Raw genomic sequence first — 21,467 nt, 5'->3', positions numbered from 1 at the left:
TGTTGGGGTATTTTGTTTCTAGAATGAAAGGAGATGAACAAATGGAAAAGAAGGAGAAAACAACAATTATTTTATTTAGTGGTGATTTAGATAAAGCGATGGCAGCGTTTATTATTGCCAACGGTGCTGCGGCTTATGATCATGATGTGACGATTTTCTTTACCTTTTGGGGATTAAATACGTTACGAAAAGAAGAAAGCGTGTCTGTAAAAAAAGGATGGCTTGAAAAAATGTTTGGCTGGATGATGCCAAAAGGAGCGAATCGACTAGGATTATCGAAAATGAACATGGGCGGACTCGGTCCAAAAATGATTAAACATGTGATGAAAAAACATAACGCGATGACGCTTCCGCAATTAATTGAAATGGCACAAGAGCAAGGAGTGAAACTTGTCGCTTGCACGATGACAATGGATTTATTAGGCATTAAGAAAGAAGAATTAATTGATGGTGTTGAACTTGGAGGGGTCGCTGCTTATTTAGGAGATGCGACAGAAGGAAAAGTAAATTTATTTATTTAACCTCGCTTATGGTGAGGTTTTTTTTCGGTTTTATGAAACTTTTTGGACACAATAGTCGTATATAACATATGTAAAGGGTATTCTCTTTCATTTTCGATCATTTTTCACTAAAATAAATGTATGGAGGGATGATGTGATGTTTTTTCATCCAATGGATTTTCTCATTTTAATTGCCTTCGGGGTATCGATTTGGGCGCAATTCAAAGTAAGAGGAAACTTTAGCAAATGGTCGGATGTTCCAGCTTCATCTGGTTTAACAGGAGCGGAAGTTGCGCGACTCATTTTAGACAGAAATGGGTTATATGATGTGCCAGTTGAGCTTGTTCCAGGCACATTAACGGATCACTACGATCCAATTGCGCGTGCGGTTCGTTTATCAGAGCCTGTGTACTACGGTCGTTCGATTGCTGCTGTATCGGTGGCTGCCCATGAAGTTGGCCACGCAGTGCAACATCAACAAGCGTATGGTGCGCTCGTTTTACGGCACCGTATGTTCCCGCTCGTGAATTTTACATCAGGAATTGCTCCATTCCTTCTTCTTGGCGGGTTTTTGATGCAACAATTTTCGTTAATTGGTTTAGGGATCATTTTATTCTCGTTTGCCGTTGCATTCCAAGTTATTACATTGCCAGTTGAGTTTAATGCAAGCTCACGCGCCAAAGACTTTATGATTGCGGAAGGTATTATTCGCAATGAAGAAGAACGTGGAGTCAGTAAAGTATTAAACGCCGCAGCGTTAACATATGTTGCTGCAGCGCTTATTTCGGTGTTAGAATTAATTAAGTATGTGCTTATTTTTGTACAAGGAAACGATGAAGATTAATCAATAGGAGGTCAACAACCCAACGGTTAAAGCCGTGGGCTTGTAAGCCCCGTGTTGACTAGACCAAGGCTTGAAACAGAGCCTACGTTATAGATGTCATGACACGGTGGGGTGCTTCTCCAGCCCTACCCTCTGTCGTGCAAGATTAAACAAGCGTGGTGGGTAGCGCTAGTGTCTTGCATATAACAAGCATCTATAACATGGTCGAGGAGAATATGACCTGCTTTATGCAGAGGAAAGGGGAGAACCCTATGGTTTTTGTATTAGATACAAATAAGCGTCCACTCGCCCCTTGTCATGAGGCGGTCGCAAGAAAGTTATTAAAGCAAGGAAAAGCAGCGATCTACAAACGCTATCCATTTACGATTATTTTAAAAGAAATTGTCGATAATTTTCGACCGAAAACACCGTATCGGCTCAAAATCGATTACGGAAGTAAACACACAGGACTTGCGATTGTGCGAGGACAAGAAGTGGTATGGTTAGGGCAACTTGACCATCGCACAGACATCAAAGAGCGATTAGACAAAAGACGGGCGTTTCGTCGTGCAAGAAGAAAGCGAAAAACTCGATACAGAAAACCACGTTTTCTTAATCGTAGGAGAAAAGACGGGTGGTTGCCACCATCGTTAGAGAGTCGTGTGCAAAATATTCAAACATGGGTGGAGCGTTTAAGGAAGATATGTCCGATTGAGCATATATCGTACGAGAACGCAAAGTTTGACACGCAACTCATGCGAAATCCTGAAATCAATGGTGTAGAGTATCAACAAGGTACGCTACAAGGATATGAAGTACGGGAGTATTTGCTTGAAAAGTTTGGGCGGAAGTGTTGTTATTGCGGAAAAGAAAATGTTCCACTTGAAGTGGAGCATATCATTCCAAAATCGAGAGGTGGAACAGACCGAGTGGATAACCTATGTCTTGCCTGTCATGACTGTAATCAGCGCAAAGGAAGTAAGACAGCAGAAGAATTCGGGTATCCACATATTCAAGAAATGGTCAAAAAAACGCTAAAAGACGCAAGTGTAGTGAATGCCACTCGATGGAAAGTGTATGAAGTGTTAAAACAAAGCGGATGCGAAGTAGAGTGTGGAACAGGCGCACGAACGAAAATGAATCGAATACGATTAGGACTACCGAAAATTCACTATTTTGATGCTTGTTGTGTAGGCGAAAGCACGCCACTCCAATTGCATTTCAAAACAAAAGAAGCATTATTTATCAAGGCAAAAGGACGCGGAAGTCGCTCTCGTACAAATCTTGATAAGTATGGCTTTCCAAGAGGATTTTTGGCAAGACAAAAGTTCTTCTTTGGTTTTCAAACAGGGGACATGGTTAAGGCTGTTGTCCCAAGAGGGAAATATCAAGGCGTTTGGTTTGGCGAAGTCGCATGTAGAAAGACTGGAAGTTTCGATATTAAAGGTAAGGACGGAAAGCGTATCGCACAAGGAATAAATTATAGATATGTCCAAGTCATTCAGCGATTCGACGGATACACATATCGAAGGGAGGGAATGAACATTGCGTAAGGCGCAATTCCTCCCCGTGCCTTAAGGCAGGGGCTTCCTTGCGCAAGTGTTCGTGAAAAAAATTGAAGTGACACGTCTTCCCCATAACGTAGATGTAGTGACAGATATGAATGAAGAGGCAGCGTTATAATAACGTGCCTCTTTTTATGTGACCGAAAGTGGTTTCATCAGGCAAAGCGGAACAAGTGATACGTTCCCCAGTAAACGGATGTAGGAACGATAAAGAGAACGCATGTAACGCTTGTCGATCGATCCACGGTTTTCCTCCATATAACGTATCACCAACTAATGGATGGCCAATATAGCTCATGTGGACACGAATTTGGTGCGTTCGTCCTGTATCAAGCGTGAGACGAACAAGTGATACGTGCTTTTGTTTGTCATATTGGAGACGTTCATAGTGCGTGATAGCTGTATCTCCTGTTTTTGATACGCGGCGTCTTGTTGGATGATGGCGATCACGGCCGATCGGTGCTTCGATCGTTCCCTTTTTTTGTTTGACATATCCGTGAACAAGTGCAATATATGTGCGATGAATCGTTCGTTTCGCTAAATATTGATCCAGAATAGCCCCAGCCAGTGCATGCTTGGCGAATAAAATAACGCCGCTTGTATCGCGATCGAGTCGATGAATATGACGAACTTTACTATAAATGCCTTCACATTGAAAGTGGAAGGCTACAGCGTTTGCTAACGTATTTGTTTGACTCGGTTGCGTCGGATGGACGTCTATATGCGCTCGTTTGTTAACGACGAGCACATGATCGTCTTCAAATACAATATGAAGCGGGAGCGGTGTTGGAGTCGGTTCAATCGTTTCTTCTTTCATATGAATGCGAATGCGATCATGCGGTGAAATGATTGTTCGAAAAGAAACGATTTTGTCATTTATAGCCACTGCCTTTGTCATTCGCCATTCATGCAACATCTTTTTCGGAACGAACCATTTCGTTTGAAATGCTTGTTCGAGCGATAAACCGCTCCATGATTTTGGCGCTTCAAACAGAAGCCAATTTCCTTTCTTTTGCACATTCATTCGTCTCACTCTTTCTGTACAATAAATTACCAACACCATAAAGTGCGTTGATATGTTACAATTTCGTTATACATTAGGAAGTGAAATGGAATAAGGTGAGGCCAATTGAAAACCGTCTATGCTGCTACGGAAGAACAAAAGCAATATATTCATTCGCTTATTGAACAGTTTTATACATGTATTTTTCCAAAATATTTTACAGACGATGAAATTGAAACGTTTCAATCGCTCGGTGTATTACAATTTGAAGCGTCCACATATGACGGAACGTTGAAAGAGGCATTTACGATTATTTCTGCATTGCAATCACTACAAGCCATCATTGAGTTTGTTTCGTTCCATCATCGTTCCGCCCATTATGAACAGCTGTTTCAGCGAAATATTGAGCAGCTAGAACAGCATGGGATTAGTTTTCCACTCACTCTTGAACATTTTTTGCATCAAAGAGATGAGTATGTAAGCATGTATATGAAGCCTATTCATGCTTGGGTGATGTAAAAAAAGCCTTCGTGATGAAGGCTTTTTATTCCATTTGTTCAAACCATTTTCGAAATACGTCTTCCTCGTAATATCCTTCAATACGCGCGACTTCTTGTCCATTTTTAAAGTGAACAATGGTCGGTGTTGCCTCGATATGATACTCATCCCAACCTTCTTCAAATTCAAGCAGGTTAAATTGCTTCAAGTCGATTCCCATTTCTTTCGCTAATGGTACGACGATTGGTGTCGTTTTTTTACAAAACTCACATGTTGAACTGTAAAAATAAATCGTCATCGTTTCTTTATTGTTTAATGCTTCTCTTAATTCATCAGGCAAAATAATGTTTTTGTAATTCGGATCATCGAGAAGATCGATCGTGGCAGGATGTAGCTCTTCTTTCCCGAACGGGTTCCCTTCTGCTTTTTGTTTTTGGGTATATGATGTAATCCAAGCTAGCGCCCCGAATAAAATGATAATGATCCCACCGAAAATAAGCAACTTTTTCATATGTATTTCCCTTCTTTCTCCATTTGAATTACTCGGTAACTAATTACACTAATGGAAATAAAGGCAATCAATGCTAGTAGTGGGATGGTAATAAACCCAAGCCAGTTTAAATAATCTCCTGTGCAAGGCACAATGCTACATGATGGAGCGGTATTACGGAAAAATGGAACTTTTTGAATGAAATAATGGTATAAAGAAATCGTTCCACCGATGATGGACAACATCAGTGTATAACGTGCGATAATAAATTGTTTTCGTACGAAAGCCATACCGAGCAAAAATACTTGTGGATACATAAAAATACGCTGGTACCAACAAAGTTCACACGGAATAAATTTTAGTACCTCGGAAAAGTAAAGGCTGCCAAGTGTAGCGACCAGCGCGACGCTCCAAGCGGCTAATAAGTAATTTTCTTTATGCATCATCGTCCCACCTTTTTATATTTCGCTCTTCGTTCATTATAGTACATAGAAAGAAATGATGTAAATTCCGACGATATTTTACTTACATAATGAACGGTTGAACGTACACAATAAAAAGCGAAAGGGGAGGATGATATTGAGTCATACTGTTGAATCGATTATGACGCGCCAAGTGGCAACGGTTACACCAGAACAATCTGTTCAAGAGGCCGCGCAATTAATGAAGGAACATAATGTTGGTGCCATTCCTGTCGTTGAAAATGGAAAGGTCAAAGGGATGGTTACTGACCGCGATATTACCCTTCGCACAACAGCGAAAGGGCTAACTCCTTCGACAGCTGTTTCGCAAGTGATGTCAAGCGATGTTATTACAGGCACACCAAATATGAGCGTTAACGAAGCAGCGAAAGTGATGGCGAAAAATCAAATTCGTCGTTTACCGATCGTACAAAATAACGAGCTTTGCGGCATTGTTGCGCTTGGAGATATTGCCACAAATCATACGTATGATGAAGCGGCAGGACAAGCGCTATCCGAGATTTCTGAACCTTCATACCATTAAGCGACAAGGGGCTTCTTTTAAAGAAGCTCCTTTTTAACTACGAAAAAGGAATTTGTATAAAAAAGCGAGAATTTTAACTACGAAAAAGGAATTTGTATAAAGAAGCGAGAATAAGTTACAATAGACAACGGGTATGGAGGGATAAACATGACGTGGAAAATCATATATGAGCGTTGGAAAGAAGCACAGTTAGATGAAGAATTGCGCTCACACTTGCAACAACTAGAAAAAGACGAAAAGCTGTTAGAAGATTGCTTTTACAAAACGTTAGAATTTGGCACAGGAGGCATGCGGGGAGAAATTGGACCAGGAACGAACCGCATGAACATTTATACCGTACGAAAAGCATCGGCAGGATTAGCACGATACATCGCATCGTTTGGGGAGGAGGCGAAGAAACGGGGAGTTGTGATCGCATACGACTCGCGTCACAAGTCGCAACAGTTTGCGATGGAAGCAGCCAAAACGCTTGCCACCCATGGTATTCAGACGTACGTATTCGATGAGCTTCGCCCGACACCGGAGCTTTCATTTGCCGTCCGTCATTTACGTGCTTTTTCGGGTATTGTCATTACCGCAAGCCACAACCCACCAGAGTACAACGGGTATAAAGTATACGGAGAAGACGGGGCGCAATTGCCGCCACACATTGCGGATGTTGTCATTGAATATGTCAATGCGATTGAAAACGAATGGGAACTCGTGGTTGAACGAGAAGAGGTATTAAAAGAAAAAGGACTTATTCAAATGATTGGCACAGAGATTGACGATGCATACATACAAAAATTAAAAACGATTTCGCTACATCCAGAACTCTCTCACGAAGTTGATGTCAAAGTCGTATTTACACCGCTTCATGGCACAGCAAATAAACTCGTTCAACGTGGATTAAAGGAATTCGGCTATGAACACGTGTTTGTTGTAAAGGAACAAGAACAACCGGACCCGAATTTTTCAACGGTAAAATCACCGAACCCAGAAGAACATGCTGCGTTTGAATTAGCGATTCAGCTTGGAAAACAAGTCGATGCAGACGTGTTAATTGCAACAGACCCGGATGCGGATCGTTTAGGCATTGCAGTTAAAAACGATGAAGGGGAATACGTTGTTTTAACGGGCAACCAAACAGGTGGATTGTTACTTCATTACATTCTTTCACAAAAGAAAGAAAAAGGGATATTGCCAAAAAACGGGATTGTATTTAAAACGATCGTCACATCTGAATTTGGGCGTGCGATTGCCAAGTCGTTTGGAATCGAAACGATGGATACATTGACAGGGTTTAAGTTTATTGGTGAAAAAATTAAACAGTACGAACAAACAGGCGAGTATGTTTTTCAATTTGGTTACGAAGAAAGCTACGGCTATTTAATTGGTGATTTTGCCCGTGATAAAGACGCGATTCAAGCGGCTGTGTTAGTTGTTGAAGTGTGCGCGTTTTATAAAAAGCAGGGCTTATCTTTATACGAGGCACTTATGCGATTATTTGAACAATATGGATATTATCAAGAAGGACTTCGCACATTAACGCTCAAAGGAAAAGAGGGAGCGGAGCGCATTGAATCGTTATTAGCTACGTTTCGCTCGGAGCCACCGACTATTGTTGCCAATCAGCGTGTAGTCATTCGCGAAGACTATAAGACGAGCGAACGAGTGCATATGGAAACAGGAGAAAGAGAGAACATCGATTTGCCGAAGTCGAACGTATTAAAATACGTATTGGAGGACGGCTCGTGGTTTTGCGTGCGTCCGTCTGGAACGGAGCCAAAGATGAAGTTTTATTTTGGGGTGAAAGGGCAAACATTGACGGAGGCGAAAACGAAGCTAGAACAGTTAGAAACGGCAGTCATGGAGCGTGTATATGCATTAACAGCTGATAAGGTGTAATACCTTATCGGTTGTTTTTTTGTATAGGGTGAGGGTAACATAAAAGCGACAACATAGAAAGGGTGTGTTCAACATGTTACAAGGGCAGGTTGCGATTGTGACGGGGGCGTCACGCGGCATCGGTTTGGCAATCGCACATGCGTTGGCTAAGCAAGGAATGAAACTTGTATTAATTGGGAGTTCATCCGATATTCACCGTGTTGGCGAACAATTGAAAGGGTCGAAAACATTTCAAGCGGACGTATGTAATGAACAACAAATGAACGAGGTCGTCGCGGAAACTGTTGCCACATTTGGTCGCATTGATTTGCTTGTAAACAATGCAGGCATTGGTGTATTTAAGCCTGTGGAAGAAACGACAGTCGAAGAATGGAAGCGGTTGTTTGAAGTAAATGTACAAGGTGTATTTATCGGGACGAAAGCCGTTCTCCCACAAATGAAAAAGCAACGTTCTGGTACGATTATTACCGTTTCATCGGACGTTGGACGATACACCATCGCAAACGGTTCGGCATATACAGCGACGAAATATGCGGTTCAAGGATTTTCAGGAAGTGTGGCTCAAGAAGTGCGCCCATACGGCATTCGTGTCGGTACGATCAATCCAGGGATGGTTGATACATACTTCGCTAACTCGACGCAAGGATTGCCTGAAAAAGCAGAATGGTTAAAGGCAGAAGACGTCGCCGAAGCTGTTGTCTATATGGCAAGCGCACCGAAACATATGTTGGTCGATGAAATCGTATTACATCCGCTTATTCAAACGTATCCGGTCGTATAAAAAGCGAAAGGAGATCGTTCCTTTCGCTCTAATAATCATATTGCATCGTAAGTGTTGGCTCTTGTTCGTACACATCCAACGCGTGGTCGATGTAACGCAACAATGCATTTAATCGCTTTTGGACGACGGTATAATCTTTTTCGAAGTTGTATGCATGAAGAAACTGTTCAATTTTTTTTGAAAGTAAATCGTCTTTTGTGCGTACCATAAGAATGAGTAAATGATCCCATTCCGATCGGTACGTATAGTAAAGCGCTTTGTCGTAATCGGCTGTATGCACCGCAAACCCTCCTTGTCGTGAGGAGCTATATGTAGTTTATGAAAAAACGGTCATTTTTCTCGCTGTAAATGTTGTGCGATTTGGCAGAGGAGAGTTGGACATGGAGAAACACGTTGTGTATTATGAATCACCGATCGGTTGGTTACAAATCGTTGGAACGAATGAAGGAATCGAGCGGATTGATGTCGTTGAACGAGGTGAAGATCAGAACGAAAAAGTGGCGGAGCCTCTCATGCAATCGCTAGAAGAACTTGAACAATACTTCCAAAAGAAACGGACGTCGTTTTCGATGCCCTTAAAGCTCGTGGGCACTCCGTTTCAACTGCGTGTATGGGAAGCATTACAAACGATTCCTTATGGACAAACGGTTTCATATGCCGATATTGCCAAACAAATTGGGCAACCGAAAGCGGTACGGGCGGTTGGCAACGCTGTCGGCAACAATCCCATAACGATCGTTGTTCCTTGTCATCGCGTCGTTCGTACGGGTGGGGGACTTGGTGGATATGCGTGGGGAATCGAAAGAAAAAAATGGTTACTTACACATGAAACGCGCTGAAAGCTCAGCGCGTTTGTCCTAATAGCCATTTCGCATACGGTGAGTTGGCTGGTAAAATGACAACCGTATCTTCGCCGATCGTTGTCTTATACGATTCGAGCGTACGGTAAAATGAGTAAAATTCAGGATCTTTTGCGAATGTTTCGTTATAAATGCGTGCTGCTTCTTGTTCACCTGCTGCGCGAATGCGCTCCGCATCTGCTTGCGCTTTAGCGAGCATTTCTTTCACTTCGCGGTCTGTTTGCGCGATAATACGTTGTTTTTGGGCATCCCCCATTGATAAATATTCTTGTGCTTTCGATTCACGCTCGGAAATCATACGTTTATAAACGGACTGTTCGTTTTCTTTCGGTAAGTCAATACGTTTTAAGCGCACATCTACAACGCGAATGCCGTAGCTGTCTTTTTGTAGTAGGTCGTTTACTTTCGCTGTTACTTCGTCATTTAAACTACCGTGTGATGATTTTTCGTCGTTAATAATTTCATCGTAATTTAACTGTCCAAGCTCGGTGCGGACAATCGAGAAAATAAATTCGTCCATTTTCGATTCTGCATTTTCTAACGTGCGCGCGTTTTGAATCATCTCTTTTGGGTTTGTAATTTCCCAAATGGCGTAATGGTTGACGAGAATGCGTTTTTTATCTTTTGTATTAATTTCTGCTTCGGCGACGTCATAAAAAATTTGGGCTTTTGGCAACGATGTTACGCTTTGAATAAAAGGAATTTTAAAGCGTAATCCTGGCGTTTGATCAATGCGAACAATTTCACCAAATTGACGTACAACTTTATATTCATTTTCATGAACAATGTAGACGTTTGTTAAAGCGATAACGAGTAAAACAAGTCCGATGACTCCCCCGATAAAAAAACGAAACCATTTCGTTGGCAGTTTATCTTTCAAGCTAATGACGTTTTGATCATCTTGGAAGTTTGTCATTCGTTACCACTCCCTTGCTCTTTCTTTTTCTCTGTCGTTTGTTTTTCTAGTGGTTGGATTGGTAAATATTTTAACGTATTGCCATCGTCGTTCATAATGTAAATGCGTGTGTACGGTAGGACTTGTTCAAGCGTTTCAATCATTAACCTCTGTTTTGTAATGTCTTTTGCGTTTTTATATTCTTCGTATAAGGCATTAAATTTAGCGACATCTCCATACGCTTTTTCGATGCGTGCCACTTTGTCAGCCTCCGCTTGGGAGATGAGGGCGTCTTTTTCCCCTTCGGCTTCTTTCGTTCGTTTGTTGCGATATTTATTCGCTTCGTTAATTTTTGTGTTCATTGTTTCGCGCGCATCTGTGACATTTGTAAATGCTTTGCGCACTTCGTCGTTCGGTAAGTCAACGTCCTGTAATTTCACAGCTAAAATGGAAATGCCGATATCATATTTTTTCATTAATGCGGTGAGCAATTCGCGCACATCCGCTTCAATTTTTGCTTTACCTGATGTTAACGCATCATCAATTTTTGAACTGCCGATGACGCTACGCAAAGAAGCAGACGTCGCATTATATAAAATTTGTTCCGGTTCGTATGAGCGATAAAGAAATTTTGCAGGATCAGTAATTTTCCATTGAACAACCATATCGGCAAGAACAATATTTTCATCACCTGTAATCATTTTCGTATCGCCTTGGTTTGTAGCGACAACTTTTCCGTTTTCTTCTTTGTAGCCAAACTGTAAACTAAACGTTTCTCGCGACAACGTTTCGACCGTTTGAATCGGCCAAGGAAGTTTAAAATGTAGTCCGGGTGTTGTCACTTCTTCATCAATTTTACCAAATGTTAAAATAATGGCTTGTTCTGACTCATCGACGGTGTACCATGATGTTAGTGCGGCAACAAGAAGAAAAATACCAGCAATCGACCCGATGACGATGCCTGTAATAGAGCGCTTACCCATATAAATCCACCTTTCTTGTTATTTATATGTATGTACGGAAAAAACAGAAAAAAGTTTCAATAAAAAAGCAAGCTACTGATGTGCTCAGTAGCTCATATATATTTTCTTTGTACGTTTCTTCCGTCGTATGTGAATAGCGTCGGTTTGTTTTCAATGATCGTTTCCATATGAACCGCTCGGCCCCAAAGTTGATAAATATACGGAAGCACTTTTTCTAAATATTTGACGTCTAGTTCAATGCCTTCGTACGAATGTTTTAAATACAACTCCCCATTGCGCATGTAATCGCCGTCATTGACTGTAATGTATGGAAAGCCACCGTTGACGCGCATGTTCACAAGTTGATCGCGCACATGTTCCCAATGTTTATCAACAATTTTATAGTCTTTTCCTTGTTTTTGGAATAAATACATATCTTCACGCATAACGAGTTCTTTCGTTAAATAGTTGCGTAAAAACGAAATGTCCGATTCTAGCTCGCGCACTTCAAATATTTTTGCACGCCCTGAACCTGGTTTGACTCCGAGCTTTTTCATTTCTTCCGTCGGATTGTCCCACCGTTTTTCAATATCTTCAAAAATTTTTAATCCTAAGTAATATGGATTAATGCTGGTGCGAGAAGGTTGGACAACACCTGCGTTTAATTTGGCAAATTCGATCGCTTCATCACTCGTTAAATCCATTTCGCGTAAAATGCGTTGATGCCAATACGTTGCCCAGCCCTCATTCATAATTTTCGTTTCAAGTTGAGGCCAAAAATAAAGCATCTCTTCACGCATCATCGTTAAAATGTCGCGTTGCCATTCATCAAGCTCGCGGCTATATTCCTCAATAAAAAGCAACAAATCTTTTTCAGGTTGAGGAGGAAATTTTCTTCTTTTTTTTCGATTCGATGGTGTTTTCCTTTTTTCATCAAGCGACCATAAATCGTCATATGGGGACGGTTTCTGTGCTTCATCATCTTCTTCGTATACCTCTGTATCTGCTAACGTCCACGCTAGCTTTGGACGAAGAAGTGAAGGATCAATATGCTCTTGAATAGCTAAAACAGCATCTAAAAATTTTTCAACTTCTTGCTTCCCATATTCATGTTCGTAATGTTTAATTCGTTCCGCTGTCGCCGCCATGCTTTCAACCATATCCCGTTTCGTATTGCTGAAGCGAACGTTATTTTTAAAAAAGTCGCTATGGGCAAGGACATGCGCGACAATTAATTTATTTTGAATAAGGGTGTTTGTGTTTAATAAAAAGGCATAGCACGGATCGGAGTTAATGACAAGCTCGTAAATTTTACTTAATCCGAGATCATAATGAAGTTTCATTTTATGAAATTGTTTCCCAAAACTCCAATGCGAAAAGCGTGTCGGCATGCCGTACGCTCCGAACGTGTAAATAATATCAGCTGGGCAAATTTCATAGCGTATTTCATAAAAATCAAGCCCAAATCCTTCGGCAATTTCTGTAATTTCCGCAATCGCTTTTTCTAATGCTTTTTGCTCATCACGTTTCATCACATTCCCTCCTCGTATAGTATGTTTAGAAAGATTTTTAAATCGAATTTCCAGTTGGATATGCTCCTTGACAATCGCATATGTGTAAGTGATTTGCCCACGGGGGAGGGGCGCGCCCCTCCCCCGTGGATGGCACTACATCGGGGTTGGACTTTTCGCGATGTTCTTGGATAATGGTCTTAGGATCATCGGGGACACTCTTCTCTCTCCTGTAGCTTTGACTACTTAGAAAGTCTGTCTCCCCGGCTCCTGTTCGGACTTCTAACCCGCAGGCTGTTCCCGTTGGTTTCCCATGCTGGAAGGAGCAGCTTCCAGGCAGCCCATGGCCCAACGTGAGTTCTCATATGCGAGGGTGACTGGTCAACAGGCGCGGTCCGGGGGCATCCCGAAGAGTCCCAACCCCACGATCCTACTACGATTGGAGGTGATCTCATGAAACTCTACGTCGGGATTGACGTGAGCTCAACGGACTTATACACGTGTATCATGGATCAAGAAGGAAACACGTGCGCCCAATTCAAGGTGGACAATCATCTCCTTGGCGCGACCTTCCTTCGCGATCAAATCCTCCTGTGGGCCAACAAGCTCCAACCATCCGAAATTCTCATCGGGATGGAAGCCACTTCGGTCTACAGCTGGCATCCAGCGATGTTTTTCCACCAACAGGAGGAGCTGAAGTCTTGGAATGTCAAGGTGTTTACCATCAATCCAAAGCTCATTCGCAAATTTAAAGAAGCGTACACTGACTTGGATAAAACGGACGGCATCGATGCGTGGATCATCGCCGATCGGCTTCGCTTTGGCCGTTTGAAAGTGACAGCTGTCATGCAAGAACAGTTTATCGCCCTTCAACGGCTCACGCGCATGCGCTATCATCTCGTCCATCAGCTGACTCGGGAAAAGCAGTACTTCCTCCAACACTTGTTTTACAAGTGCAGTTCCTTTACCCAAGAGGTGGACAGCTCCGTGTTCGGACATGCCATCTTAGAGCTTCTTCTCGAGTCGTTTAGCTTAGACGAAATCAGTCAGATGGACGTGCAACAGCTCGCTGACTTCTTGCGCCAAAAAGGACGCAATCGCTTTGCCGATCCGGAATGCATCGCCAAGTCCATTCAAAAGGCGGCTCGTTCGTCGTATCGGCTTTCCAAATGTGTCGAGGATTCCATCGACTTGCTTTTAGGGCTATCGATTCAATCCATCCGTAGCCTTCAAGCGCAAATTAAAGAGCTAGATAAAGCGATTACTCGCCATTTGGAAGGCATCCCAAATACGTTACAAACGATTCCCGGCATTGGTCCGGTCTACGCCGCTGGCATCTTAGCCGAAATTGGACAAATCGAGCGCTTTGACAACCAAGCCGCCTTAGCAAAGTATGCAGGTTTGACTTGGTCTAAGCACCAGTCCGGTCGGTTCCAAGCCGAGGAGACTTCCCTCATTCGTTCCGGCAATCGCTATCTCCGTTACTACCTAGTGGAGGCTGCCAACTCGGTACAACGGCATGATGCGTCGTTTCGCACCTATTACCGGAAGAAGTATGAGGAAGTACCAAAGCACCAACACAAACGAGCCCTCGTCCTCACCGCTCGAAAACTCGTGCGTGTGATCGATGCGCTGCTACGCAACGGTCAAATCTACACGCCAAGAAAGGGGGAAGATCGATAGGGGTATCGATCTAACTGATTTTGCATTAAAACCCAGTTAATGACATAAGACAAGACTGGGCTTCTTAAGTATTGCCTTTTTTCGGGTCATCGGACAATCGAATTTCCAATTTCGATGATTTTTCACCTTGACATATTACCGCAGGACTTATGACAATGTATGAGCGAGTGCATCATTTGATACGTCAGGAATAATTGATTGACTTTATATTTTCTTTCGTTTATATTTAACTATGTTAAATATTTATATCGTTAAAAAGGTGGGGTGTGTATGGAGCGGACGCCGTTTACTGTACTCGTTGAGCGATTAGAGCATGCGTTTTCGTTAGCCCTTCGCAAATTGGCCGCGGATTTAGCAAAGGAGGAAATCGGCTTAACGAAACCGCAGTTTTTTATTTTAAATTTGCTTTCAAAGCGCGGGAAATGTACAGTAAGTGAATTAGCGGACGAAATGTTTGTTAAACCGAGCGCCATTACTACGATGATCGATCGCTTATATAAAAGTGGGTTTGTATTGCGTGATCGAGATGAAGAGGATCGGCGTGTCGTGTATGTGCAATTGTCTGAAAAGGGGAAAGAAATGCTTCAGCATGCACGAGCGGAGCGAAGAAAAATTATTGAGCGTTATTTAAGCCGATTACAATTTGATGAGCTTGAACAGTTTGTCTATATTATCGAAAAAATTGCTGCGATAAACGAAAAAGAGGAGAAGTGAGACGTATGAAAGAACAAGCAGCGATACAAACAAGTGTTGCGAATATACAACAAAAACGAGGTATTTTAATTACGGGGCTTCTTGTTGCCATGTTGTTTGGTGCACTCGATGGAACGATCGTTGGCACAGCGTTGCCGCGCATTGTCGGAGAACTTGGGGGACTGAGCATGATGGCATGGCTAACAACGGCATACATGCTCACATCAACAACGATTGTTCCCATTGCGGGAAAACTTGCCGATTTGTTTGGTCGAAAGTCGATTTATATTTCGGGACTAGCGATTTTTATCATTGGTTCTGCGCTATGCGGCATGGCGGATACGATGACCCAACTCATTATTTTCCGTGCTATTCAAGGAATTGGCGCGGGATTATGATGCCAATGGCGATGATTGTCATTGGTGATTTGTTTACAGGAGCAGAGCGTGCGAAATGGCAAGGCGTGTTCGGCGGCGTATTTGGATTAGCATCTATTCTTGGGCCACAAGTGGGTGGATGGATTGTCGATTCGTTAAATTGGCGTTGGGTATTTTACATTAATCTTCCTGTTGGTATATTAGCCATTGTTCTCATTTCGCTCGGTTTGCATAATCATCGCGTCGCTGAGCGAGTAAAGCTTGATTTGGCAGGCATGTTTACGATGGTTGTAGCCGTTGTTTCGTTGTTGCTTGCCTTAACGTTCGGTGGCGATAAATACGATTGGCTATCGTGGCAAATTATTTCTTTACTAGCTGGCTCGGTCGTTTTCTTTAGTTTATTTGTATTTGTAGAGCGAAAAGCAGAAGAGCCGATTATGCCGATTCATTTATTAAAAAATAAAACGTTTGTTGTGCTTAATAGCGTCGGGTTTTTTATGTCTGTCGGCATGTTTGGAGCGATTATGTTTGTACCGCTCTTTATGCAAGGCATCATTGGCATGAGCCCATCAGAATCAGGAACGATGATGTTTCCGATGATGTTTGCGCTTATTATCGCAAGTATGATCGGTGGACGACTTGTACAAAAAATCGGTGTTCGCCCGCAAGTGATTGTTGGGATGGTGCTTGTGGCGCTTGGCTTTTTCTTATTGTCAACGATGGATGTCAATACGAATAAATGGACAGCGATGTCATTTATGGCGACGCTCGGTTTTGGGTTAGGATTCGTCAACCCAGTTATCACGCTCGCGTTGCAAGAAGTATTTCCGAAGTCGCAGCTTGGCATTGTAACATCATCAAGCCAGTTTTTCCGACAAATTGGTGGAACGTTTGGAGCGACGTTGTTAGGAGCGATTATGAATCATCGTTCGAAAGATTTATTAGAAGCGAAGTTTCTTCCGTTGTTAGAACAATTGCCAGCGCAAGCGCAAGCGATGACAGATTCATTTAAGCAACTTGTTGAATCGAACCCGCAAAGCGTATATTCCGTCATTTTAAATCCGGATACGTTAAAAAAAATTCCTGAACAAATGCAACAAATGTTTGTGCCTATATTAAAACAAACGCTTGTTGATGCGTTGAGCGATGTATTTTTATATGGATTGATCTTCGTTGGCATCGGCTTTATTTTTGCGATGTTTATCGGTCGCATTACAATTTCAAATCGGACGAATAAAGTGAATGAAATGGAATAAAATTATAAGTATATAACAGGCAACGATGATCAATCGTTGCTTATTTTTGTTCGTATGTAAACCGTTTGCACACATAAAATGAAATTTTTTATGAAAAAGTGCAACTTCCTCTTTTAACGAGAGCGTTTGTGTATTAACATGAAAGAGTAGAGATTATTGAAAGCGATTTAGTTTGAATGGATTGAGGAGGTTTTTACGTGAAAAGAGCTTGGTGGAAAGAAGCGGTTGCATATCAAATATATCCGAGAAGCTTCATGGACTCGAACGGAGACGGGATCGGAGACTTACAAGGAATCATTCAGAAGCTTGATTATTTAAAAGACCTTGGAATCGATGTCATATGGATTTGCCCGATTTATAAATCGCCGAATGCCGACAACGGCTACGATATTAGCGATTATCAAGATATTATGGAGCAGTTTGGCACGATGGAAGATTTCAATCAACTGCTTGAAGAAATTCATAAGCGCGACATGAAAGTCATTTTAGATCTCGTTATTAACCATACGAGCGATGAACATCCTTGGTTTATTGAATCGCGTTCGTCACGCGACAATCCAAAACGCGATTGGTACATTTGGCGCGATGGAAAAAACGGCAAAGAACCGAACAATTGGGAAAGCATTTTTGGTGGCTCGGCATGGGAATATGACGAGGCGACGGATCAATATTATTTGCATGTGTTTGCAACGAAGCAACCGGATTTAAATTGGGAAAATGAAGATGTTCGTCGTGCGTTATATGATATGATTAATTGGTGGCTCGATAAAGGCATTGATGGGTTTCGTGTTGATGCGATTTCACACATTAAGAAAAAAGAAGGTCTCCCTGATTTACCAAATCCCAAAGGGCTTGACTATGTCCCTTCATTTGACGGACATATGAATCAAGAAGGGATTATGGACTATCTTCGTGAGTTGAAAATGCAAACGTTTGCGCGTTATGACATCATGACAGTTGGAGAAGCGAACGGAGTAACGGTCGAGGAGGCAAAAGATTGGGTCGGTGAAGAAAACGGCATTTTTAATATGATTTTTCAGTTTGAGCATCTTGGACTTTGGCAAAAAGGAACAGATGGCGGTGTTGATGTTCGGAAATTAAAACGTGTATTAACGAAATGGCAAAAAGGATTAGAAGGTGTTGGCTGGAACGCACTATTCCTTGAAAACCATGACCAGCCTCGTTCCGTGTCGACGTGGGGAAATGACGAAAAATATCTTGTTGAAAGTGCCAAAGCATTAGGAGCATTATATTTCCTTATGCAAGGAACGCCGTTTATTTATCAAGGGCAAGAAATTGGCATGACGAACGTCCGATTTGAAACGATTGATGAATATGACGATGTCGCCATCAAAAATTATTATCGTATTGAACGTGCTAAAGGGCGTTCACATGAAGAAGTGATGCAATGGATTTGGAAAAACGGCCGCGACAATTCACGCACGCCGATGCAATGGTCGGATGAAGAAAACGCCGGATTTACGACAGGAACACCGTGGATTGGTGTGAATGAAAATTATAAACAAATTAATGTCAAAAAACAGTTGCACGACCCGAACTCTGTGTTAAACTTTTACAAACGCATGATTCAACTAAGAAAACAGCATGACGTATTTGTTTACGGAACATACGATTTAATATTAGAAAACCATAAAGCAATTTATGCGTATACGCGCACGTTAGGTGATGAAAAAGCGATCGTCATCGTGAACTTAACAGACCGAAAAACAATGTATCGTTACGATTCATTGAAATTAAATAGCGAGCAACTTGTGTTAACAAACTACGATGTAAAACCGCATAAACATGCGACACGCTTTACATTGCGTCCGTATGAAGCGCGTGTATATTTGGTGAAATAATGAAAATCCCCTTTTCCGACATGGAAAAGGGGATTTTCACGTTTATTTGCGTGAATGCACTTCGTAAATGGCAAATTTCAAATAATCGCCTTCATCGGCGGCAAGTAGTTTTGGATGGTCATATCCTGCACCGCTCCAATGAATTTGACGTAAAATTTTCTTCGCATCAAACGCTGCTTCCGTAACCATCGCTTGGAACATATCAGGGTGCACATGGTACGAGCAGCTTGCGGTCACGAAAAAGCCGCCGTCTTTCACTAGCTTTAAGCCGTTTAAATTAATATCTTTATAGCCAGCAAGCGCCTTTGGCACCGCATGAGCGGATTTTGCAAACGCTGGTGGGTCAATAATGACGACATCCCATTTTTTCCCCTGTTGTACGCATTCGCGTAAGTAGTCAAACGCGTTCGCAACGACGAAATCCACATTTGTAAATCCGTTTAACTCTGCGTTTCGCTTTGCTGTTTCAATCGCATGTTCAGAAATATCGACAGCGGTCACATGTTTTGCTCCGTATAAGCAGGCGTTTAACATAAATGAACCTGTATGCGTAAAACAATCGAGCACGGTTGATTCGCTTGTAATCAGCGGCTTGATGGCAGCACGATTTTGACGTTGATCGAAGAAAAATCCTGTTTTTTGTCCGTTTTCGATATCGACAATGTATTTCACGCCGTTTTCTTCAATTTGTACGTTCGTATCGCACGTGCCGTACCAAAATCCTTTTTCTTGTTTTAATCCTTCTAATTCGCGCACGTGAACGTCGTTGCGCAAATAAATCGCTTTCGGTTGAAAAACGTCAAGAAGCGCTTGTAAAATCCATTCTTTTCTTTTTTCCATGCCGAGCGATAAAATTTGCACAACGAGCACATCTTCGTACTTATCAACGATGAGCCCAGGTAAAAAATCGGCTTCTCCATAAACGGCGCGACATGAACGAACGCCCGGAATCATCCGTTCGCGATACGCCCATGCTTGACGAATACGGTTCATAAAAAATTGCGCGTTTAATTCGTCGTTTGGATTTTGCGTTAACACGCGCACGATCATTTGTGATTTTGGATTAATGTATCCTTTCGCTAAAAAGTGACGTTGATGGTTATATACGTTGACGAAATCCCCCGGTTCAAAATCTCCTTCAATATAATCGACTTCGCTTTGAAACACCCACGGATGTCCAAGCTCGAGCCGCTTTTTTCTTTTTCGTTTTAAAAATACATTTGCCATACATCCCACTCCTGACTATATATTCGCTACTTTAGCATACAGGAAGAACACGATGCGCGCAAATGGTGGAGAAAAATATTTGACAATTCCATGAAATATGCTAATATTAGTGACAAAGTGAATGATGCAAATGTATTCCACTAGGGGGGCCTTTAGATAGGCTGAGATCAAAGTGTGCCTTTGAGACCCTTAGAACCTGATCTGGATCATACCAGCGTAGGGAAGTGGAAACGGTGCGAAGTGTGTCTTTTATTAATTTCCATCGTTTACAACCACTTTCTTTGCGCAAAGAAAGTGGTTTTTTATTTTTCTTAAGGGGGAGAGGTTATGTTGTTTTCAGAGCAGTTGCGCAAGGCTGTCGATCCGATTTGGGAAGCGAGCTTTCATCATCCGTTCGTGAAGGAGATCGGGGAAGGAACACTTGATTTACGTTGTTTTCGCTATTATGTATTACAAGATTCATATTATTTGACACACTTTGCAAAAGTGCAAGCGCTTGGCGGGGCGATGGCTGATGATTTACAAACGACCGCAAGCATGGCGCATCATGCGCAAAGTACGTATGAGGCTGAGCTTCGTTTACATGAAACGTTTATGAAAGAGCTCGGCATTACAGAAGAAGAAAAGGCTTCGTTTGTTCCTGCTCCAACTGCGTATGCGTACACGTCCCACATGTATCGCGCGTCGTTTGCAGGACGTTTTGGCGATGTATTAGCTGCCATTTTACCGTGCTATTGGTTGTATTACGAAATTGGTGAGCGGTTAAAACATTGTAAGCCGAATCATCCAATTTATGCACAATGGATTGAAGCGTACGGCTCTGACTGGTTCAAACAGCTTGTCGAACAACAAATTGCGCGTTTAAACGACATCGCAAAAACAGCTAGCGAAAAAGAGTTAGTGCGGATGAAGCAACACTTTGTGATCAGCAGTCAATATGAATATTTATTTTGGGAAATGGCGTACAAATTAGAACGTTGGCCAATTGAAGAGGAGGATGTTTATGCAAACGAAAGGGCTTAAATTAACAGACGTATTAACGACCGTTGTGGTGGCGATTGTGTTTGGGATTGTGTATAAAGTGTGGGGACCGCTTTACTATGCGGTGAAACCGCTTGGACTTCATCTTGATCAACTCATTTATGGCATGTGGTTTATTGCGGCAACTGTTGCCTATTTATTAATTCGTAAACCAGGAGTGGCGCTACTTGCGGAGGTGGCTGCGGCATCAGGAGAGTTTTTAGCTGGTTCTGAATGGGGGCTTGAGGTGCTATTTTACGGCTTTGTGCAAGGGTTACTCGCCGAGCTTGTTTTCGCTGCTTTCCGCTATAAACGTTTTGATGTGGCGGTTGTGTCGCTTGCAGCGGTTGGTTCAACGATCGCTTCATTAGTGCTTGATTTTTACAAAGGATATATCGACCAATTAGCATGGTGGAATTTAACGTTATTTATCGGTGCGCGTTTCATTGGAGCGATCATCATTGCTGGTGTATTTGCTTATTCGCTTGTGAAAGCGCTCGAAGCGACAGGTGTGACGCAATTGTTGCGTCCGACGACAAAAGAAGATTACGACTCACTTGATAAATAGG

At 42.2% G+C, this 21,467-nt stretch carries 21 protein-coding genes, 1 pseudogene and 1 riboswitch; of the genes and pseudogenes, 14 read left to right on the top strand and 8 right to left on the bottom strand.

The annotated features are described in order from the left end of the window. Nucleotides 1-41 precede the first annotated feature (41 nt). From NST18_RS11970 to iscB, 3 genes are all read left to right on the top strand, one after another. Complete coding sequence (locus NST18_RS11970; RefSeq protein ID WP_003399194.1) at nucleotides 42-521, top strand: DsrE/DsrF/DrsH-like family protein; 480 nt, start codon at nucleotides 42-44, stop codon at nucleotides 519-521. Between the two features lie 136 nt (nucleotides 522-657). Then, nucleotides 658-1,344 carry a zinc metallopeptidase gene (locus NST18_RS11965; RefSeq protein WP_004892229.1) on the top strand — a complete coding sequence of 229 codons (687 nt, stop codon included), beginning with the start codon at nucleotides 658-660 and terminating at the stop codon, nucleotides 1,342-1,344. 251 nt (nucleotides 1,345-1,595) lie between these two features. Beyond that, the gene (iscB, locus tag NST18_RS11960) at nucleotides 1,596-2,876 is read left to right on the top strand and encodes an RNA-guided endonuclease IscB (protein WP_340721644.1); all 1,281 of its coding nucleotides are present in this window, start codon (nucleotides 1,596-1,598) and stop codon (nucleotides 2,874-2,876) included. Between the two features lie 124 nt (nucleotides 2,877-3,000). Here iscB and NST18_RS11955 read toward each other — a convergent pair whose 3' ends face one another. After that, entirely contained in the window at nucleotides 3,001-3,912 is a 912-nt protein-coding gene (locus NST18_RS11955; protein WP_004892224.1) for an RluA family pseudouridine synthase, read from the bottom strand. A 105-nt stretch (nucleotides 3,913-4,017) separates the two neighbouring features. On the opposite strand from NST18_RS11955, the gene NST18_RS11950 reads away from it, so the two are divergent. Next, complete coding sequence (locus NST18_RS11950; RefSeq protein ID WP_004892222.1) at nucleotides 4,018-4,410, top strand: YhcU family protein; 393 nt, start codon at nucleotides 4,018-4,020, stop codon at nucleotides 4,408-4,410. Nucleotides 4,411-4,435: 25 nt separating this feature from the next. Here the strand turns inward: NST18_RS11950 and NST18_RS11945 are convergent, their stop codons facing one another. Further along, nucleotides 4,436-4,900, bottom strand: a complete 465-nt coding sequence (locus NST18_RS11945; RefSeq protein WP_004892220.1) for a thioredoxin family protein — start codon at nucleotides 4,898-4,900, stop codon at nucleotides 4,436-4,438. Further along, a complete protein-coding gene (locus NST18_RS11940; protein ID WP_004892216.1) occupies nucleotides 4,897-5,325 on the bottom strand; it encodes a disulfide oxidoreductase in 429 nt (142 codons plus the stop codon). The genes NST18_RS11945 and NST18_RS11940 overlap by 4 nt, the downstream gene beginning before the upstream one ends. A gap of 127 nt (nucleotides 5,326-5,452) precedes the next feature. On the opposite strand from NST18_RS11940, the gene NST18_RS11935 reads away from it, so the two are divergent. From NST18_RS11935 to NST18_RS11925, 3 genes are all read left to right on the top strand, one after another. After that, entirely contained in the window at nucleotides 5,453-5,884 is a 432-nt protein-coding gene (locus NST18_RS11935) for a CBS domain-containing protein (RefSeq protein ID WP_004892214.1), read from the top strand. Between the two features lie 147 nt (nucleotides 5,885-6,031). After that, on the top strand, nucleotides 6,032-7,771 hold the full coding sequence (locus NST18_RS11930; protein WP_004892212.1) for a phospho-sugar mutase: 1,740 nt from the start codon (nucleotides 6,032-6,034) through the stop codon (nucleotides 7,769-7,771). Between the two features lie 73 nt (nucleotides 7,772-7,844). Next, nucleotides 7,845-8,552 (top strand): SDR family oxidoreductase, encoded by a 708-nt coding sequence (locus NST18_RS11925; RefSeq protein WP_004892209.1) that lies wholly within the window; start codon nucleotides 7,845-7,847, stop codon nucleotides 8,550-8,552. Between the two features lie 28 nt (nucleotides 8,553-8,580). Here NST18_RS11925 and NST18_RS11920 read toward each other — a convergent pair whose 3' ends face one another. Next, nucleotides 8,581-8,832 carry a YhdB family protein gene (locus NST18_RS11920; RefSeq protein ID WP_004892205.1) on the bottom strand — a complete coding sequence of 84 codons (252 nt, stop codon included), beginning with the start codon at nucleotides 8,830-8,832 and terminating at the stop codon, nucleotides 8,581-8,583. A gap of 100 nt (nucleotides 8,833-8,932) precedes the next feature. Between NST18_RS11920 and NST18_RS11915 the strand changes: the two genes are divergently transcribed. Beyond that, nucleotides 8,933-9,391, top strand: a complete 459-nt coding sequence (locus NST18_RS11915) for a methylated-DNA--[protein]-cysteine S-methyltransferase (protein ID WP_004892201.1) — start codon at nucleotides 8,933-8,935, stop codon at nucleotides 9,389-9,391. A 4-nt stretch (nucleotides 9,392-9,395) separates the two neighbouring features. Here the strand turns inward: NST18_RS11915 and hflC are convergent, their stop codons facing one another. From hflC to NST18_RS11900, 3 genes are all read right to left on the bottom strand, one after another. Beyond that, nucleotides 9,396-10,328, bottom strand: a complete 933-nt coding sequence (gene hflC, locus NST18_RS11910) for a protease modulator HflC (RefSeq protein ID WP_340721465.1) — start codon at nucleotides 10,326-10,328, stop codon at nucleotides 9,396-9,398. After that, on the bottom strand, nucleotides 10,325-11,290 hold the full coding sequence (gene hflK, locus NST18_RS11905) for an FtsH protease activity modulator HflK (RefSeq protein WP_004892196.1): 966 nt from the start codon (nucleotides 11,288-11,290) through the stop codon (nucleotides 10,325-10,327). Before hflK ends, hflC begins: the two co-directional genes overlap by 4 nt. A gap of 92 nt (nucleotides 11,291-11,382) precedes the next feature. Continuing rightward, nucleotides 11,383-12,801, bottom strand: coding sequence for a SpoVR family protein (locus tag NST18_RS11900; protein ID WP_004892194.1), 1,419 nt, complete (start codon nucleotides 12,799-12,801; stop codon nucleotides 11,383-11,385). A gap of 432 nt (nucleotides 12,802-13,233) precedes the next feature. Between NST18_RS11900 and NST18_RS11895 the strand changes: the two genes are divergently transcribed. The 4 genes and pseudogenes from NST18_RS11895 to NST18_RS11880 all read left to right on the top strand — a co-directional run bounded on the left by NST18_RS11895 (nucleotide 13,234) and on the right by NST18_RS11880 (nucleotide 18,651). Beyond that, the gene (locus NST18_RS11895) at nucleotides 13,234-14,463 is read left to right on the top strand and encodes an IS110 family transposase (protein ID WP_064214420.1); all 1,230 of its coding nucleotides are present in this window, start codon (nucleotides 13,234-13,236) and stop codon (nucleotides 14,461-14,463) included. 270 nt (nucleotides 14,464-14,733) lie between these two features. Beyond that, nucleotides 14,734-15,177, top strand: coding sequence for a MarR family winged helix-turn-helix transcriptional regulator (locus NST18_RS11890; protein WP_004892190.1), 444 nt, complete (start codon nucleotides 14,734-14,736; stop codon nucleotides 15,175-15,177). Between the two features lie 5 nt (nucleotides 15,178-15,182). Continuing rightward, nucleotides 15,183-16,789 (top strand): annotated as a pseudogene (locus NST18_RS11885) (MDR family MFS transporter). A 197-nt stretch (nucleotides 16,790-16,986) separates the two neighbouring features. Next, a complete protein-coding gene (locus NST18_RS11880) occupies nucleotides 16,987-18,651 on the top strand; it encodes a glycoside hydrolase family 13 protein (protein ID WP_004892189.1) in 1,665 nt (554 codons plus the stop codon). Between the two features lie 42 nt (nucleotides 18,652-18,693). On the opposite strand, the gene NST18_RS11875 is transcribed toward NST18_RS11880, so the two are convergent. After that, a complete protein-coding gene (locus tag NST18_RS11875) occupies nucleotides 18,694-19,878 on the bottom strand; it encodes a class I SAM-dependent rRNA methyltransferase (protein ID WP_064214224.1) in 1,185 nt (394 codons plus the stop codon). Nucleotides 19,879-20,010: 132 nt separating this feature from the next. Then, nucleotides 20,011-20,118, top strand: a riboswitch (TPP riboswitch). 87 nt (nucleotides 20,119-20,205) lie between these two features. Here NST18_RS11875 and tenA point away from each other — a divergent pair. After that, nucleotides 20,206-20,901, top strand: coding sequence for a thiaminase II (gene tenA / locus NST18_RS11870; protein WP_004892183.1), 696 nt, complete (start codon nucleotides 20,206-20,208; stop codon nucleotides 20,899-20,901). Next, nucleotides 20,876-21,466, top strand: coding sequence for an ECF transporter S component (locus NST18_RS11865; RefSeq protein WP_012575849.1), 591 nt, complete (start codon nucleotides 20,876-20,878; stop codon nucleotides 21,464-21,466). The genes tenA and NST18_RS11865 overlap by 26 nt, the downstream gene beginning before the upstream one ends. Nucleotide 21,467 lies beyond the last annotated feature (1 nt).

The sequence above is a fragment of the Anoxybacillus sp. FSL W8-0104 genome, from assembly GCF_038004465.1.
Taxonomy (GTDB): Bacteria; Bacillota; Bacilli; order Bacillales; family Anoxybacillaceae; genus Anoxybacillus; species Anoxybacillus flavithermus_G.
This window is presented reverse-complemented; position numbering and strand designations above follow the sequence as displayed.